The sequence below is a fragment of the Ruegeria sp. F5 genome (assembly GCF_056533845.1).
Genome location: NZ_JBQFOU010000004.1, coordinates 304,084 through 320,797, shown reverse-complemented (window position 1 = coordinate 320,797; position 16,714 = coordinate 304,084). Strand labels below are relative to the sequence as shown.

11 protein-coding genes are annotated in these 16,714 nt (G+C 58.5%); all 11 read left to right on the top strand.

What is annotated here, in order from left to right:
• The first annotated feature begins 1 nt into the window (after nucleotide 1).
• The 11 genes from ACR0K1_RS08635 (at nucleotide 2) to ACR0K1_RS08585 (ending at nucleotide 16,684) form a co-directional block, all read left to right on the top strand.
• On the top strand, nucleotides 2–1,006 hold the full coding sequence (locus tag ACR0K1_RS08635; RefSeq protein WP_480849998.1) for an ABC transporter ATP-binding protein: 1,005 nt from the start codon (nucleotides 2–4) through the stop codon (nucleotides 1,004–1,006).
• Nucleotides 1,003–1,776: an L-iditol 2-dehydrogenase gene (locus tag ACR0K1_RS08630; RefSeq protein WP_480850086.1), complete on the top strand. Its 774-nt coding sequence runs from the start codon at nucleotides 1,003–1,005 to the stop codon at nucleotides 1,774–1,776. Before ACR0K1_RS08635 ends, ACR0K1_RS08630 begins: the two co-directional genes overlap by 4 nt.
• Nucleotides 1,764–3,239: a mannitol dehydrogenase family protein gene (locus ACR0K1_RS08625; protein WP_480849996.1), complete on the top strand. Its 1,476-nt coding sequence runs from the start codon at nucleotides 1,764–1,766 to the stop codon at nucleotides 3,237–3,239. Before ACR0K1_RS08630 ends, ACR0K1_RS08625 begins: the two co-directional genes overlap by 13 nt.
• A gap of 165 nt (nucleotides 3,240–3,404) precedes the next feature.
• The gene (locus ACR0K1_RS08620) at nucleotides 3,405–3,644 is read left to right on the top strand and encodes a helix-turn-helix domain-containing protein (protein WP_480609480.1); all 240 of its coding nucleotides are present in this window, start codon (nucleotides 3,405–3,407) and stop codon (nucleotides 3,642–3,644) included.
• A 19-nt stretch (nucleotides 3,645–3,663) separates the two neighbouring features.
• Nucleotides 3,664–6,042 (top strand): glycogen/starch/alpha-glucan phosphorylase, encoded by a 2,379-nt coding sequence (locus ACR0K1_RS08615; RefSeq protein WP_480849993.1) that lies wholly within the window; start codon nucleotides 3,664–3,666, stop codon nucleotides 6,040–6,042.
• Nucleotides 6,039–8,240, top strand: coding sequence for a 1,4-alpha-glucan branching protein GlgB (gene glgB, locus ACR0K1_RS08610; RefSeq protein ID WP_480849991.1), 2,202 nt, complete (start codon nucleotides 6,039–6,041; stop codon nucleotides 8,238–8,240). The genes ACR0K1_RS08615 and glgB overlap by 4 nt, the downstream gene beginning before the upstream one ends.
• Nucleotides 8,241–8,289: 49 nt before the next feature.
• Nucleotides 8,290–9,528 (top strand): glucose-1-phosphate adenylyltransferase, encoded by a 1,239-nt coding sequence (gene glgC, locus ACR0K1_RS08605; protein WP_480849989.1) that lies wholly within the window; start codon nucleotides 8,290–8,292, stop codon nucleotides 9,526–9,528.
• A 1-nt stretch (nucleotide 9,529) separates the two neighbouring features.
• Nucleotides 9,530–10,966 carry a glycogen synthase GlgA gene (gene glgA, locus ACR0K1_RS08600; protein ID WP_480849988.1) on the top strand — a complete coding sequence of 479 codons (1,437 nt, stop codon included), beginning with the start codon at nucleotides 9,530–9,532 and terminating at the stop codon, nucleotides 10,964–10,966.
• Nucleotides 10,963–13,068: a glycogen debranching protein GlgX gene (glgX, locus tag ACR0K1_RS08595; RefSeq protein WP_480849986.1), complete on the top strand. Its 2,106-nt coding sequence runs from the start codon at nucleotides 10,963–10,965 to the stop codon at nucleotides 13,066–13,068. The genes glgA and glgX overlap by 4 nt, the downstream gene beginning before the upstream one ends.
• The gene (malQ, locus tag ACR0K1_RS08590) at nucleotides 13,065–15,065 is read left to right on the top strand and encodes a 4-alpha-glucanotransferase (protein WP_480849983.1); all 2,001 of its coding nucleotides are present in this window, start codon (nucleotides 13,065–13,067) and stop codon (nucleotides 15,063–15,065) included. The genes glgX and malQ overlap by 4 nt, the downstream gene beginning before the upstream one ends.
• Complete coding sequence (locus tag ACR0K1_RS08585; protein ID WP_480849981.1) at nucleotides 15,053–16,684, top strand: alpha-D-glucose phosphate-specific phosphoglucomutase; 1,632 nt, start codon at nucleotides 15,053–15,055, stop codon at nucleotides 16,682–16,684. Before malQ ends, ACR0K1_RS08585 begins: the two co-directional genes overlap by 13 nt.
• Nucleotides 16,685–16,714: the final 30 nt, after the last annotated feature.

Genomic DNA, 16,714 nt, shown 5'->3' with positions numbered 1-16,714 from the left:
AATGGGACAAATCAAACTCAACCAAGTGACCAAAAGCTTCGGCGACGTGCAAGTCATTCCGCCTCTGGACCTCACGATTGGAGACGGCGAGTTCACGGTTTTTGTCGGACCTTCGGGCTGCGGTAAGTCCACACTGCTGCGCCTGATTGCGGGGCTCGAAGACATCACCTCAGGCCACATCGAAATCGACGGTTCGGACGCGACGGATGTGCCCCCCGCAAAGCGCGGTTTGGCAATGGTGTTCCAGTCCTACGCCCTGTACCCGCATATGTCGGTCCGCAAGAACATTGCGTTCCCGATGAAAATGGCGGGGATCGATGAAGACGAGCAAAACCGCCGGATCGAAGGTGCTGCGAAGGCGCTGAACCTTACCGATTATCTGGATCGGCGACCGGGGCAATTGTCAGGCGGCCAGCGGCAGCGCGTGGCCATCGGCCGGGCGATTGTTCGCGAACCGGCGGCCTTCCTTTTCGACGAACCGCTGTCCAACCTCGACGCAGCCCTGCGCGTTGGAATGCGGCTTGAGATCAGTGAACTGCACGAACGGCTCAAGACGACGATGATCTACGTGACCCACGATCAGGTCGAAGCCATGACCATGGCGGACAAGATCGTCGTTTTGCGGGCTGGTGTGATCGAACAGGTGGGCTCACCGCTGGAACTCTATCACAGCCCACGCAACGAATTTGTCGCGGGCTTCATCGGGTCTCCGAAAATGAACCTGATCAATGGGGCCGAGGCCGAGAAGAACGGCGCTGCCACAATCGGCATTCGCCCCGAGCACACGGATGTCAGCACCACTGACGGGATGTGGAAAGGCGTTGTCGGAGTGGCAGAGCACCTTGGATCAGACACGTTCATTCACGTCCATGACACAGGTCTTGCCGACATGGTGACTGTTCGGATTACCGGTGACATTCAGGCCAAGCACGGCGACACGATCTACCTGTCTCCGCAAATGGACAAGCTGCACAAATTCGACGCTCAGGGCCTGAGGATCGGATAATGCAACTGGCTGGAAAAACAGCCCTGATTACAGGCGCCGCCCGGGGGATCGGGCGGGCCTTTGCCGAGGCCTACGTTAACGAGGGCGCCCGGGTGGCCATTGCCGATATCAATATCGACAGCGCCCGCCAAAGCGCTGCGGCACTTGGCGAAAATGCAATTGCGGTGGCTTTGGATGTGACCGATCAGGTCAGTATCGACAACGCCGTGTCAGTTACCCTGGCCGAGTTCGGTCACATCGACATCCTTGTCAACAACGCAGCACTTTTTACAGCCGCCCCAATTGTTGAAATTGAGCGCAACGACTACCAGCGCGCTTTTGATGTCAATGTCGCAGGTACTCTTTTCATGATGCAGGCCGTGGCCCGGCACATGATCGAGCGCGGGAGGGGCGGCAGGATCATCAATATGGCAAGCCAAGCCGGCAGGCGCGGAGAACCGCTGGTCGCGGTCTATTGCGCAACAAAGGCTGCGGTTATCAGCCTTACCCAATCAGCCGGACTGAACCTGATCAGGCACCGAATAAACGTGAACGCTATCTCTCCGGGGGTCGTCGATGGCGAGCACTGGGATGGCGTCGATGCGTTTTTCGCCAAGTACGAAGGCAAGGCGCCCGGGCAAAAGAAAAAGGAAGTCGATGCCGCGGTGCCATACGGGCGCATGGGCACGCCGGACGATTTGACCGGCATGGCTGTTTTTCTGGCAAGCGATGCGGCGAATTACATCGTCGCACAAACTTACAATGTGGATGGTGGGCAATGGATGAGCTGATCTCCCTTTCGAACGCAACACTCGATCAACTGACCGTCGAACGCCCGAGATATGACCGTGCCGCCTTGAAACCCGGCATTGTTCATATAGGTGTCGGCAATTTCCACCGGGCGCATCAGGCGTGGTACCTGCATCGTTTGATGCAACAGGACAAAGCCCAAAACTGGGCCATAATCGGCGCGGGCGTGCGGCCATACGATGCAGTTATGCGCGAGAAACTGCTTGCTCAGGATTGCCTCACGACCCTCATCGAACTCGACCCGGAAAAAACCTCTGCCGAAGTCATAGGGTCCATGATCGACTATGTGCCGATTGAAGAGTCCAATGCGGCACTGATCCGCACGATGTCAGATCCGGCCATTCGCATCGTGTCCATGACCGTCACGGAAAGCGGATACTACATTGATCCGGTTACAAAGAGGTTCGATACCAACCACCCTGACGTGCAACACGATGCAAAAAACCCTTTGACACCCAGAACGGCCTTTGGTGCCGTCGTGGCCGCATTTCGCAATCGGCGCGACGCAGGGCATGCCCCGTTCACCGGGCTGAGCTGCGACAATCTTCAAAGCAACGGTTACGTCCTTCGGCAAACCGTGGTTTCGCTGGCGCGCATGTCTGATCCGGATTTGGCCGATTGGATCGACGCCAACGCTGCATTCCCAAATTCGATGGTGGACTGCATCGCCCCGGCGACAGGTCCAAGCGAACTGGCCCTTGCCGTGGACTTTGGAATTGATGATGCGGCAGTCGTTACGCATGAAGCGTATCGCCAATGGGTGATCGAAGATAAATTCTGCGCTGGGCGTCCGGATTGGGACGAGGTTGGCGCGATCTTCAACGATGACGTTCACGCTTACGAAACCATGAAAATCCGCATTCTCAATGCCGGACATCAGGTTCTCGCCAATGTGGGCGAGATTTTGGGGCTTCAAACGATTTCCGAATGCATGCGGAACCCGGCGGTCTCGCAATTCTTTGGCAAAGTTCAACGAACGGAAATCGCGCCTACGGTTTCATCGGTTTCCGGGAAAACTCCGGATGAATACGTAAGCCTCATTGAAAGCAGGTTTTCGAATCCAAGGATCGTGGACACAACCCGCCGGGTGGCGTTCGACGGATCGGCGCGCCATACCGGCTTCGTTTTGCCGATCTTGCGAGATCAGTTGCAGGCAGGGCGTTCCGTTGTCGGCTTAGCCCTGGTCGAAGCCCTGTGGGCCCGTATGTGCGCCGGCATGCGTGAAGACGGCAGTGTGATCGAGGCCAACGATCCCATTTGGAACAAATTGACCGAGGCCGCCCTTGCCGCAAAATCAAATCCGGCCGCGTGGCTGGAACAAAACTGGATTTATGGCGACTTGAAGGACGCCAAACAGTTTTCGAATGCGTTTTCCATGTGGTTCGATATGGTTTGGCAGAAGGGGTGCGAAGCCGCCCTTATCGCATATGTCGACGGGACTTGAGTCAAAATCTGTGGTCTTTATGGCTGGTACTTTTGGTAAGAAACTACGGATGACCGACCGGGACTGTCTGTCGCGTGGGATGCAGATGTGTCGGAGTTGAAATGAGGAAACTCAGGCACAACGCACGTGCTCCATCTGCGATGCCCAAAGAGACGGGAGAAAAAATTGAAACCAGAGCAGCTGAGAATGGCCCGTCATGCACTGGGGTTATCGTTAAAGGAGTTTGCGGATTTGTCGCGCGTATCTCACATGACGGTGCATCGTTTTGAAGCCGGGAAAAGTGGGGTCAAGCACGCTATGATCGAAGCTATGCGCACGACACTTGAAGCCGAAGGTGTTCAATTCCTGAGATATGGCAGTACGTCCGACGGTATCGGCGTCGCCATCAAATCCAATCCAACGTAAACGGGGCACCTGTTCCATCATGAAATCAGAAATCCTAAGACATCTCACTTATTCGCTGGGCAAAGATGCCGCGCATGCGTCGACCTATGACTGGCGCATGGCGGTTTCGCTCACGCTGCGCGACCGAATTGTCGACCCCTGGTTCGCAAGCACACGTGAGACGTACCAGTCCGGCGCAAAGCGCGTTTACTACCTTTCGATGGAATTCCTGATTGGCCGACTTGTCGAAGACATGACCGCGAACCTGGGATTGACGCAAGAAGTGCGCAAGGCCCTGACAGAACTGGGTCAGGATGTGTCTGCCGTTTTCAATGACGAACCTGATGCCGCCTTGGGCAACGGCGGTCTTGGGCGGCTGGCGGCGTGTTTCATGGATTCTCTCGCCACCCTTGGCATTCCGGCGTACGGCTATGGAATTCGCTATGAACATGGCCTGTTCGAGCAGAGTTTCGTCGATGGCCGCCAGGTCGAAAAGGCGGAAACATGGCTGAGCCAGCGCTTTGCATGGGAGTTCGAGCGTCCCGAAGCCTGCTACCGCATCTCATTTGGCGGCTATGTTACCCACCACGAAGGCAAGGCCGAATGGCACCCCGCTGATACAGTTCAGGCGCAGGCCTTCGATACGCCGGTCGTTGGCTGGAAAGGCACGTGGGGCAACACGCTCCGACTTTGGTCTGCCCGCCCCGAGAATGAGTTTGATTTGGAAAGCTTCAACCGGGGCGACTATTTGGCGGCCAGCCGTTCAGAAGCATTGGCGCGTACGATTTCGCGGGTTCTGTACCCCGACGACACCACAGACGCGGGCAAGGAACTGCGACTGAAGCAGGAGTACTTTTTTACCGCAGCATCGATAATGGACTTGCTTCGCCGCTTCCTCAGCGATCATGGCGACATTCGCGAGTTGCCGAATGCCGTTGCCATTCAGCTCAACGACACGCACCCGGCAATTGCCGGGCCCGAATTGGTTCGTATTCTGGCGGATGAACATGACCTGCCGCTGGACGAAGCGATTTCACTGGCGCGCCGGTGCCTTGGATATACCAACCACACGCTATTGCCGGAAGCGCTGGAACGTTGGCACGAAGGGCTTCTGGGCCGCGTCCTGCCGCGGCATCTGGAGATCATCCGGGCCATCGATGAGCAACAGCAGCAAGAGTTTCCCGGCAGCCCGCGCATCCTGAAGCATAACGAAGTTCATATGGGTGAACTGGCCTTTATCATGGCGCATAAGGTCAACGGCGTCTCGGCCTTGCACACTGATCTGGTGAAGGACACGGTCTTTGCCGATCTGAACCGCATTCACCCGGCCCGGATCATCAACCAGACAAACGGCATCACTCCGCGCCGGTGGTTGCACACCTGCAACCCGGTTCTGAGCGATCTGATCATCCGCGAAATCGGCGATGGCTGGGTGGCGGATCTGGAACAGTTGAAGCAGTTGAAAGGCCGCGCCGGGGACCGAAGCTTCCTGAACGATTTCAGCGCCGCCAAACGCCATAACAAGGAACAGTTGTCGAATTGGATCGCGACCAAATGCGGTGTTACGGTTGATCCGGATGCGATCTTCGACGTCCAGATCAAGCGCATTCACGAATACAAGCGCCAGCTGATGAATATTCTGGAAACTGTCGCGCTGTGGAATGAGATGCGGGACAATCCCGGTGCCGAATGGACGCCACGGGTCAAGATATTCGGCGGCAAGGCCGCGCCGGGCTATCATGTCGCTAAGCAAATCGTCCGGCTTGTCAATGACGTGGCGAAGGTCATCAATAGCGATCCTCTCACTGGCGATCTTCTGAAAGTTGTGTACCCAGCCAACTACAATGTCACGATGGCTGAAAACCTGATCCCGGCCGCAGATTTGTCCGAGCAGATTTCCACCGCCGGGAAAGAGGCTTCGGGCACAGGAAACATGAAATTCGCCCTGAACGGCGCGTTGACGATCGGCACGCTGGACGGGGCCAATGTCGAAATCCGCGAACATGTGGGGGCAGACAACTTCTTTCTGTTCGGCCTGACCGCGCAGGAAGTTATGGAGCGACGTAAGGTGCATGAATACGCCCGCGCCGCAATTGCCGCCAGCCCACGGCTGGAGCGTGTTTTGGGCCAGATTTTCGAAGGGGTGTTTTCCCCCGAAGAACCGGGCCGCTATCACGCGCTGATCGGCACGCTTTATGACCATGACTACTTTATGGTCACCTGCGATTTTAACAGCTATTTCGACACGCAGCGCCGTACTGATATTGCCTATCGCGACAGTCAGAACTGGGCCGCGATGGCGTTGCAGAATACGGCTAGAATGGGGTGGTTTTCGTCGGACCGGACGATCAGAGGCTATGCCCGGGATATCTGGCAGGCGGACAGTGTCCTGACCGAACCTTTGGGTAAATCGGCATGAGCAGCGACCTCCTCCAGTCCGGGGCTGTGGCCGCCATCGCTCGGGGCGAGCATAGCGATCCGTTCTCGGTCCTTGGATTGCACGAGGTCGACGGGCGGTTGGTGATCCGCTGTTTTCACCCCGAGGCGGACTCGGTCGAGGTTCTGGACCAAAAAACCGGGCGGAAGTTATGCGCGTTGTCCCGGGTTGATGCAGGCGTTTTTGCCGGCGTCATTCCGCGCCGGAAAAAGCGTTTCCCGTATGTGCTGCGCCTGACACGCCAAGGCGACAGCTGGACAGAGCAGGATCCCTACGCGTTCGGGCCGGTTCTTGGCGAAATTGATGAATATCTTCTAGGCGAGGGCACCCACGGTCAGCTGTGGCGCGCGCTCGGGGCGCATGTGACGTCGCATGAAGGCTGCACCGGCGTGCATTTCGCGGTGTGGGCACCAAACGCGCGGCGGGTGTCGGTTATCGGCGACTTCAACGGCTGGGATGGGCGCCGCAACGTGATGCGGCGACGCGGCGCAACCGGCGTGCATGAGATTTTCATGCCGGGGTTGGGCGAGGGGGCCGTTTATAAATTCGAAGTCTTGGGGTCTGACGGACATCTGATGCCGGAAAAGGCTGACCCGGTTGGATTCGGATCTGAACTGCCACCCAAAACAGCCTCGGTCGTGCGCGATCTCGGCAATTATCGCTGGGCCGATACGGATTGGATGACCCATCGAGGTTCACGCCAGAAGGTGGATCAACCGATTTCCGTCTACGAAGTGCATCTGGAAAGCTGGCGGCGTGTTCCGGAACAGGGTGACCGGTCACTAAGCTACCGGGAACTGGCTACCGAGCTGGTGACTTATGCCAGTGACATGGGCTTTACTCATATCGAACTGACGCCGATCTCGGAATACCCTTTTGGCGGTTCTTGGGGCTATCAACCCGTCGGCCTGTTCGCGCCGACCGTACGGTTCGGTGCGCCTGACGACTTTCGAGCGTTGGTGGATGCGTGCCATCAAGCGGACATGGGCCTGATCATCGACTGGGTGCCGGGCCATTTTCCGACCGATCCGCATGGGTTGGGGCGGTTTGACGGGTCCGCTCTGTACGAACATCTCGACCCGAAAGAAGGGTTTCACCCGGACTGGAACACGCTGGTCTATAACTATGGCCGGGCCGAAGTCTCGAACTACCTGATCGCGAACGCAAAATTTTGGATGGAGGAATACCATATCGACGGGCTTCGCGTCGATGCAGTGGCCTCGATGCTGTATCGCGATTATTCGCGGGAAGAGGGCGAATGGGTGCCCAATGTCCACGGCGGGCGCGAAAACCTGGAGGCCATTGGCTTCCTGCGGCAGATGAACGAGGCCGTTTATGCGGCATATCCTGACGCGATGACCATTGCCGAGGAATCCACGGCCTTTCCGGGCGTTTGCGCCATGACGTCCGAAGGCGGGCTGGGCTTTGGGTTCAAATGGAACATGGGCTGGATGAACGACACCTTGCGGTACATGGCCGAAGACCCCGTGAACCGAAAGTACCACCACGACAAGATGACCTTCGGGCTGCATTACGCCTTTTCCGAAAACTTCGTGCTACCGCTCAGCCATGATGAGGTCGTGCATGGGAAAGGATCACTTCTGGGCAGAATGCCCGGTGATGACTGGCAGCGATTTGCCAACCTGCGGGCTTACTACGGCTTCATGTGGGGCCATCCGGGCAAAAAGCTGATGTTCATGGGCGGGGAGTTCGCGCAGAGCGCCGAATGGAACCACGAACAAAGTCTTGATTGGCACCTGCTAGAGCAATCCGGCCACGCAGGTGTGCAACGGTTGGTCAGGGATCTGAACAAGCTCTATCGCGACACGCCCGCCATGTACCAGAAAGACGCGCGTCCGGAAGGGTTCGGCTGGATCGATGGCGGCAATGCCAGCGATTCAGTGTTTTCCTGGGTCCGATATGGAGCCGATGACAGCGCGCCGGTGTTGGTTGTCGCCAATTTCACCCCGGTGACCCGAACGGATTTCCGCGTTGGCGTTCCCTTTCCGGGTCATTGGGCGGAACGCTTGAACACCGATTCCACGTATTATGGCGGCAGCAATCAGGGCAATGGGGATGGGGTGAACTCCGAACCGATCGCGGCGCATGGCTGCGAAAACTCGGTGGTTATGACGGTTCCGCCCCTTGCCACCGTTTTCTTTGAATACAGACGCGAATAGACCGGCACCAATTTTGGGAGGACACCCATTGAAACAAGATCGTCGCAGAATGGCCAATCAGACCATGGCCTATGTTCTTGCAGGTGGCAGGGGAAGTCGTCTGAAGGAAATGACCGATGTCCGCGCGAAACCGGCGGTTTATTTTGGCGGAAAGACAAGGATTATCGACTTTGCCCTGTCCAACGCGGTGAATTCCGGCATCCGGCGGATCGGGGTCGCGACCCAGTACAAAGCACACAGTCTGATCCGGCACCTGCAAAGGGGGTGGAGCTTTTTTCGGGCGGAACGGAACGAGTCGCTGGACATTCTGCCTGCGTCCCAGCAGTTGAACGAAGACAATTGGTACAAGGGCACAGCCGATGCGGTGACCCAGAACATCAATGTCCTGCGTGGTTATGGACCAAAATACATCCTCGTGCTGGCCGGGGATCACATCTACAAGCAGGACTATTCGCTGATGATCGAACAGCATGTGCAATCCGGCGCGAAGGTGACGGTGGGCTGTATCGAGGTGCCGCGCGAAGAAGCCAAGGGCTTCGGTGTCATGGATGTGGACGAGACGGACAAAATCCTCAGCTTTGTTGAAAAGCCCGCCGACCCGCCGCCGATGCCCGGCCAGCCGGATATGTCACTGGCCAGCATGGGCATTTACGTGTTCGAAGCCGAATACCTGTATGACATTCTTCAGGCCGACGCGAAGTCGGAGACATCCAGCCACGACTTTGGCAAGGACATCATCCCGACCATCGTGGCCGAAGGCGGCGCGATGGCGCATCCGTTCAGCCGCTCCTGCGTCATGTCGGGGCTTGAAGATAAACCCTATTGGCGCGATGTCGGTACGATTGACGCCTATTGGCAGGCCAATATCGACCTGACCGATTTCAAACCGGGTCTGGACATTTACGCCACCGACTGGCCGATCTGGACCTATTCCGAACTGACGCCTCCGGCGAAATTCATTCACAATGAAGAAGGTCGTCGCGGTCAGGCCGTGTCTTCGATGGTGTCGGGGGGCTGCATCATCTCGGGGTCGTCCCTGTATCAGTGCCTGTTGTTCACCGGGGTCAAAACCCATTCCTTTTCACAACTGGAAGGCACCGTTGCCTTGCCGTATTGCGAGGTTGGGCGTCGGGCATACCTGAAGAACGTGGTGATCGATCGGGGTGTGAAAATCCCGCCCGGGCTGATTGTCGGTGAGGACCCAAAGCTTGACGCCAAGCGGTTCAGACGCACAGAAGGCGGCGTTTGCCTGATTACTCAAGCGATGATCGACCAGCTGGATTTGTGACATGAAAGTACTGATGGCCGCCTCGGAATGCGCCCCCCTCATCAAGACCGGAGGGTTGGCAGATGTGGTTGGCGCGCTTCCTTCTGCGCTGTCCGGGCATGGCATCGACTGCCGCATTCTTCTGCCGGCCTATCCTTCATTGCAGCCCTTGCTTAGTGAGGGGCGTCAGGTCGCGCAGTTCGATGATCTGCCCGGCTGCTACGGTCAGCTGGTTCAGGTCTCTACCCAAGGCCTGGACCTGCTGCTGCTGGACGCGCCGCAACTGTTTGATCGTCCCGGTCTGCCCTACACGGATCCCGATGGTGTGGATTGGGCAGACAATCATCTGCGTTTTGGCACGCTGGCACAGGCTGCGGCGCGGGTGGGGCTTGATGGTGTCGACGGTTGGCAGCCAGATATCGTCCACGCACATGACTGGCAGGCGGCTCTGACCCCTGTTTACCTCAGACAATCCGGTCAAGCCGCACCCAAGTCGGTTTTGACCATTCACAACATTGCCTTTCAGGGCCGCTTCGGCCCGCATGTTCTGTCCGAACTGGGGCTGCGCGGGGATTGGTTTCATCCCGAAGCGCTGGAATTTCACGGCGACCTCGGGTTTCTGAAGGGCGGATTGATGTTTGCCGACCGGATCACGACCGTCAGCCCCACTTATGCCCGGGAAATCCTGACGCCACAGTATGGAATGGGTCTGGAAGGCGTTTTGCAGTCCAGAACGAATAAACTGAGTGGCATTCTGAATGGAATTGACACCAGTACGTGGGATCCCTCGGGCGATCCGGCGCTGGCCCGAAGCTATAACGCGCGAAGCTTGGGGCGGAAGCATGACAACCGCACCGCGATTGCGGAACGCGTTGGGCTGGATTCCGATGCCACGGGGCCGCTGTTTTGTGTCATCAGCCGGTTGACGGAACAGAAAGGGCTGGATGCGCTGGCCGATGCCGTTTCGCACATTGTCGAACGCGGTGGCCAACTGGCTGTTTTGGGGTCTGGCGAACCAGCACTTGAACAGGCTTTTGTCGAAGCCAGCCAGCGCTTTGCCGGTTCCGTTGGCGTGGTGATCGGATATGACGAAGCCTTCGCCCATTTGCTGCAGGGCGGGTCTGACGCCATATTGATCCCGTCGCGGTTTGAACCTTGCGGTCTGACCCAGCTCTATGGGCTGCGCTATGGTACCGTGCCCGTCGTTGCGCGAACGGGTGGATTGGCCGACACGGTGATCGACGCAAATGTCGCGGCACTGAACGCGGAATGTGCAACCGGGTTTCTGTTTGACGAAGTGTCAAAAAACGGCATCGAAGCTGTGTTGGATCGCGTTTTCGACTGCTTTGATGACCAGAAGACGTGGCAGATGATGCAACGCGCAGCGATGCGGCAGGCGGTTGGCTGGAACCAATCGGCGCTGGACTATACTCAACTGTATCAGAGCTTGACTGAATGAAGGATCTGGGCCCCGCTCAACTGACAATTCAACCGGGAAACCCGTCGCGGCTGGGTGCGCATTTCGACGGTGAGGGGGTGAATTTTGCCCTGTTCTCCGAACATGCCTCGCGCGTCAACCTATGTCTGTTCGCAGAGGACGGCAAGACAGAGCTGATCCGGCTGGCCATGCCCGAACGCAACGGTGCCGTTTGGCATGGTTACGTGCCGGGCCTGAAACCCGGTGCACTCTATGGCTACCGCGTCGAAGGCCCCTTTGCGCCAGAGCGGGGGCACAGATTCAATGCCAACAAGCTGCTGTTGGACCCCTATACGCGCGAATTGCACGGAACTGTCACCCACGATCCGGCCATTCTGGGGTACCTGCCCAATTCCCCTTATGGCGATTTGTCCTTCAGCGAGGTCGACAGCGCGCCTTTTGTGCCCAAATCCGTTGTCTCGTATCCCGACAGTTTTGTGCCGGACGCGGTGACGCTGGGTCGCCGCTGGAACGGCACCTTCATCTTCGAGACGCATGTCAGAGGGGCGACCATGTTGCACCCCGACATTCCCGAAGATGTGAAAGGCACCTATGAAGGGCTGTCTTCACAGCCGGTTCTGGATCATCTGACGCGATTGGGTGTGACGGCAGTTGAAATCCTGCCCGTCCACGCCTTCACATCCGAAGGCGCCCTGCGCGCGCGGTCCATGCGGAACTACTGGGGCTACAACACGCTGGGGTTCTTTGCCCCCGAGCCCCGCTATTTCGGGCCATCCGGCGTGTTCGGGTTTCGCGCCATGGTCGAGCGGTTCCATGCTGCCGGGATCGAGGTCATTCTGGATGTGGTCTACAACCACTCTGCCGAAAGCGACCATCTCGGCCCGACCCTGAGTTTTCGCGGGATCGACAATGCGTCCTACTACATGCTGCTGGACGGGCAGCCTCGGTACTATGTGAACGACACCGGCACCGGAAACACGCTGCAGGTCAGGCATCCGTTTGTGCTGCGGATGGTTATGGACAGCCTGCGGTTCTGGGTGCAGAGCATGGGTGTCGACGGTTTCCGCTTTGATCTGGCCACGACTTTGGCGCGTGAGGCGCACGGTTTTGAAGTGGGCGGTGGATTTCTGGACGCCTTGCGACAAGACCCGGTTCTGGCAGGCGTCAAACTGATTGCCGAGCCCTGGGATGTCGGTCCGGGCGGCTACCAACTGGGCCGGTTCCCGCCCGAGTTTTCGGAATGGAACGATCGCTACCGGGACACGGTGCGCAAGTTCTGGCGCGGCGATACGCATTCGGCACAGGATATGGGCTCGGCCCTGTTGGGCTCGGCTGAATTGTTCGACACCAAGGGCCGTCAGGCGTGGTCTTCGGTCAATTTCGTGGCCTCTCATGACGGTTTCACATTGGCCGACACGACCCGCTATGTTCGGCGCCACAACGCCGCCAATGGCGAAGACAATCGCGACGGCCATCACAGCAATTACAGCGACAATTTCGGTGTGGAAGGCGAAAGCGACGACCCCGAAGTGAACGCCGCGCGCCAGCAGAGGATGCGCAACATGTTGGCCACCGTATTCCTCTCACAAGGCACTCCGATGCTGCTGGCTGGTGACGAGGGTGGCAATTCCCAAAACGGCAACAACAACGCGTATTGCCAGGACAATCCCGTCAGTTGGATCGACTGGGACACGCTGGACGGGGATCTGGTTGCGTTCACCGCCGCCCTGTCGCGCTTCCGGGCCAACCATCCGGTGCTCAGCCAAAACCGGTTCCTGCATGGTGCCGAACGGACAGACCGAAAGCCGGATGTCGAGTGGCGCGCCATGGACGGATCGCCGCTGAACTGGCGCGATCCGGGGTTGTCCAGCCTCTGTCTGATCCTGCGCGGCTGCGCCGAATGCGCGGCGGGCGACGCTTTGTCCGATGTTGTCCTGCTGGCCTTCAACAGGGAACGTGACGCGTTGGAACTGCGGCTGCCGTCGAGCGGGGACAGAGTTTGGCGGAAGGAAATCGATACGTCGGTTCCGCATCAGGTGCCTAGTGACATCACGTTTGCCACAACGACAATTCCTGCAAACTCGGTGGCTGCTTTTGTGTTGAAAGAGCGGTCGGTGGAATGATGGGCAGCGACGACAAACTGCGCCGACTGGCACAGGATTGCGGTATTCATCTGGGCTATCACGCCTGGGACGGAACGCATCAGTCATCGGATCCGCCAACCCTGAAAGCCCTGCTGCGCGCATTGGACATAGACGCCGAGACCGAAAGCGCCGTAACCGAAGCCTTGCGAGCGCGTGACGCGGAACGGGCAAGTCGCGACTTGCCGACCGAGCGGGTCATTCCGGCCGATGCGCCGTTTGAGATCACTCTGCCCGCGCCCGGTGAATGGATTGTGTTGGATGAAGAGGGTCACGCGGTTCAGGAGGGACGGGGGGAAACAAACCTCACGCTTCGACCTCTGCCCGTAGGGTATTTTACTTTGGTCGTGCGCGGTCAAGATCGTCAGGACGAAGTATTCCTGCTCAGCCGTCCGGCCCATGCGCCGACAATCGCAGACCTGACCGGGCAGAAGAAGGGTTGGGGGGTTTCGGGCGCGGTTTATGCGTTGCGGTCGCCATCAAACGGCGGATTGGGCAATTACACCGATCTCGGCCATGCTATGTCCGCCATGGGGCAATCGGGTGCGATGTATTTCGGGATCAACCCTGTCCATGCGCTGGGGTGGGCGGCGCGTGACACCATCAGCCCTTATTCGCCAAGTCACCGTGGATTTCTGAATATCGATCACATTGTAGCAGGCACCCGGCTTGAACCTGATCCGGCCTGTGCCTTGCTCGATTACCCGGCGTTTCGACAAAAACACCGCCCGGCCTTGGAAGCGGAGTTTCAGCAGTTCCAACAGAACACGACACCCGCACAACGCCGCGCGTTTCAGATGTTTTGCCGCGCCGAGGGGCAGGAACTGGCCCGCTTCGCTACGTTTGAAACCACTAGTGAGGCGCATGGCAGCGACTTTCGCAATTGGCCAAAATCTCTGCGCCAACCCGAAGGGGCAACGCCAACAGCCAGGGACGAGTTTCACGCCTGGCTGCAGTGGCGGGCTTCTACTCAGGTCGAGGGGGCACAGGCGACCGCCGTTCAATCCGGCATGGAACTGGGCCTTTACCTCGATCTTGCCGTTGGGGCACGACCCGGCGGTGCCGAGGTTTGGATGCATCAGGATCTGATCGCGCGTGGCGTGTCGATTGGGGCGCCACCCGATCAGCTTAGCCCGGCGGGGCAATCCTGGACTTTGGCGGCCTACGCCCCCAACAAACTGTCGAAAAACCGCTACGAACCCTTGCGGACTTTGCTGAGAAAACTGATGTCCCAGGCCGGGATCCTTCGGATAGATCATGTTCTTGGTCTGATGCGCAGCTTCTGGGTGCCCGAGGATGGCAGCCCGGGCGGCTATATCTCGCAACCCTTCGACGCGTTGCTTGCCGTGGTAGCCATTGAAGCGTGGCGCAATCGCTGCTGCGTCGTCGGCGAGGATCTAGGGTTGGTACCCGCCGGGTTTCGCGAACGCCTGAACGCCTCTGGCCTGTACAGTTACGCAGTTTGGCAATTTGAAGGTACATGCGACGGCGCATTGCGGTCAGCGCAGGATTTGCGCCCGTTCAGCATGGCCTGTTTCAGCACACATGATACGCCGACGATCCGAGGCTTCTGGCGCGGGCGCGATATCGAATGGTGGCGCGCCATCGGTTGGCTGTCCCGGGACAGGGCGATGGGTTTGCATGCCGCGCGGGCCGTCCAGCGGAATTCGCTGCGCCGTCACTGCGCCATCCCGCCAGAAGCAAGTTTGGAAGATATCTGCGGCGCAGTGCATGCAGAACTGGGCAAGAGCCCGGCAGAACTGGTGACGGTGCAACTGGACGACCTGTTGGGCAGCGAGCAGGCGCAGAACCTGCCCGGCACGATTGACGAGCACCCCAATTGGAGGCGTCCGGCCCCCGTGGCTGTCGAAGGATTTGCTGCCGTGCAAGGTCTGAAAGACATACGTAATTCGATGGAACCGGCGCGGGGTGCCCCTGCCGCCGTTCAACAGAAGGAATCTGATCCATGCCTTTCGTAGTGTTTCCCTGCACCCCCTTTGCGGGTCAGAAACCCGGCACCTCGGGACTGCGCAAAAAGACGCGGGTCTTTATGGAACCCGGATATCTCGAGAGTTTTGTGCAATCGATCTTCAACGCAATCGGCGGCGCGCAAGGCAAGACCTTTGTGATCGGAGGCGACGGCAGGTTTTTCAACGCCGAGGCCATCCAGATCATCTTGCGCATGGCTGCGGCCAATGGCGCAGCCCGTGCGATTGTCGGACAGAATGGCCTGTTGTCTACACCTGCCGCGTCCAATCTGATCCGCAAACATAAGGCTGACGGTGGCTTTATCCTGTCCGCCAGTCACAACCCCGGCGGCATCGACGCGGATTTCGGGCTGAAATTCAATGGTCCCAATGGCGGCCCGGCCTCTGAGAGCCTGACGGAAGAATTCTTTGCCCAGACACAGAGCATCACCGAGTATCGCACGCTTGAAGCCGAGGACATCGACCTTGGCAGGGTCGGGGTTTCGGCGCTTGAAGGTATGGACGTGGAGGTCGTCGACCCGGTCGCCGATTATGCGGCGCTCATGCGCGAGATCTTCGATTTCGACCGGATCAAAGCCCTGCTTGCCGACGGGTTCACCCTGCGTTTCGACGCAATGCACGCGGTCACGGGCCCTTATGCCACCGCTATCCTTGAAGCCGAGTTAGGTGCCCCAAAAGGATCGGTGCTGAACGCTGTGCCCTCGGTCGACTTTGGCAAAGGGCATCCCGACCCCAACCCGATCTGGGCCAAACCCCTTGTGGATATGGTCATGTCGCCGGATGGCCCGGATTTTGCTGCCGCGTCCGATGGGGATGGGGATCGCAACATGATCCTGGGCAAGGGGATCTATGTCACGCCCTCGGACAGTCTGGCCGTGCTGGCCGCCAATGCCCACCTTGCCCCGGGTTATGCCAAAGGGCTTGCCGGGGTTGCGCGCTCGATGCCGACCAGCGCTGCCGTTGATCGTGTCGCAGAAAGACTGGGACTGGATTGTTACGAGACGCCAACAGGCTGGAAGTTCTTCGGGAACCTGCTGGACGCCGGCCGCATTACGCTATGCGGCGAGGAAAGCGCCGGCACCGGCTCGGACCATGTGCGCGAAAAGGACGGCTTGTGGGCCGTGCTGCTGTGGCTGAACATTCTGGCCGAGCGTCGGGTTTCCGTCCGCGAGGTCATGGAGGATCACTGGCAGACCTATGGCCGCAACTACTATTCGCGGCATGACTATGAGGCCGTGGACAGCGCCAAGGCTTCTGAGATGATCGCAGATTTGACCGACCGGTTGCCGAAACTCCCGGGCAGCAACGTCGGCAACCTGGTTATCGCGGCAGCGGACCAGTTTTCGTACGAGGACCCGATAGATGGGTCGGTCAGCAAAAATCAGGGTGTGTGCATTGCGTTCGAGAATGGCTGCCGCGGCGTGATCCGCCTGTCGGGCACCGGAACGGACGGCGCTACCGTGCGCATGTATCTGGAACACTTCACACCCTTTGACGGCGATTTGGGTATGGATACCCAGACGGCGTTGCGGGATGCTGCCCAAACAATGGTCAAAATAGCCAAACTTCCGGAATTCTGTGACCGTCAGACACCGGACATCATGACATGAAAAGACGTCTCGAACGGTCTTTTTAGAAGA

Coding starts and splice junctions, on each gene's coding strand:
- ACR0K1_RS08635 (WP_480849998.1), top strand. CDS start 2: ATGGGACAAATCAAACTCAACCAAGTGACCAAAAGCTTCGGCGACGTG.
- ACR0K1_RS08625 (WP_480849996.1), top strand. CDS start 1,764: ATGGATGAGCTGATCTCCCTTTCGAACGCAACACTCGATCAACTGACC.
- ACR0K1_RS08615 (WP_480849993.1), top strand. CDS start 3,664: ATGAAATCAGAAATCCTAAGACATCTCACTTATTCGCTGGGCAAAGAT.
- glgB (WP_480849991.1), top strand. CDS start 6,039: ATGAGCAGCGACCTCCTCCAGTCCGGGGCTGTGGCCGCCATCGCTCGG.
- glgC (WP_480849989.1), top strand. CDS start 8,290: ATGGCCAATCAGACCATGGCCTATGTTCTTGCAGGTGGCAGGGGAAGT.
- glgA (WP_480849988.1), top strand. CDS start 9,530: ATGAAAGTACTGATGGCCGCCTCGGAATGCGCCCCCCTCATCAAGACC.
- glgX (WP_480849986.1), top strand. CDS start 10,963: ATGAAGGATCTGGGCCCCGCTCAACTGACAATTCAACCGGGAAACCCG.
- malQ (WP_480849983.1), top strand. CDS start 13,065: ATGATGGGCAGCGACGACAAACTGCGCCGACTGGCACAGGATTGCGGT.
- ACR0K1_RS08585 (WP_480849981.1), top strand. CDS start 15,053: ATGCCTTTCGTAGTGTTTCCCTGCACCCCCTTTGCGGGTCAGAAACCC.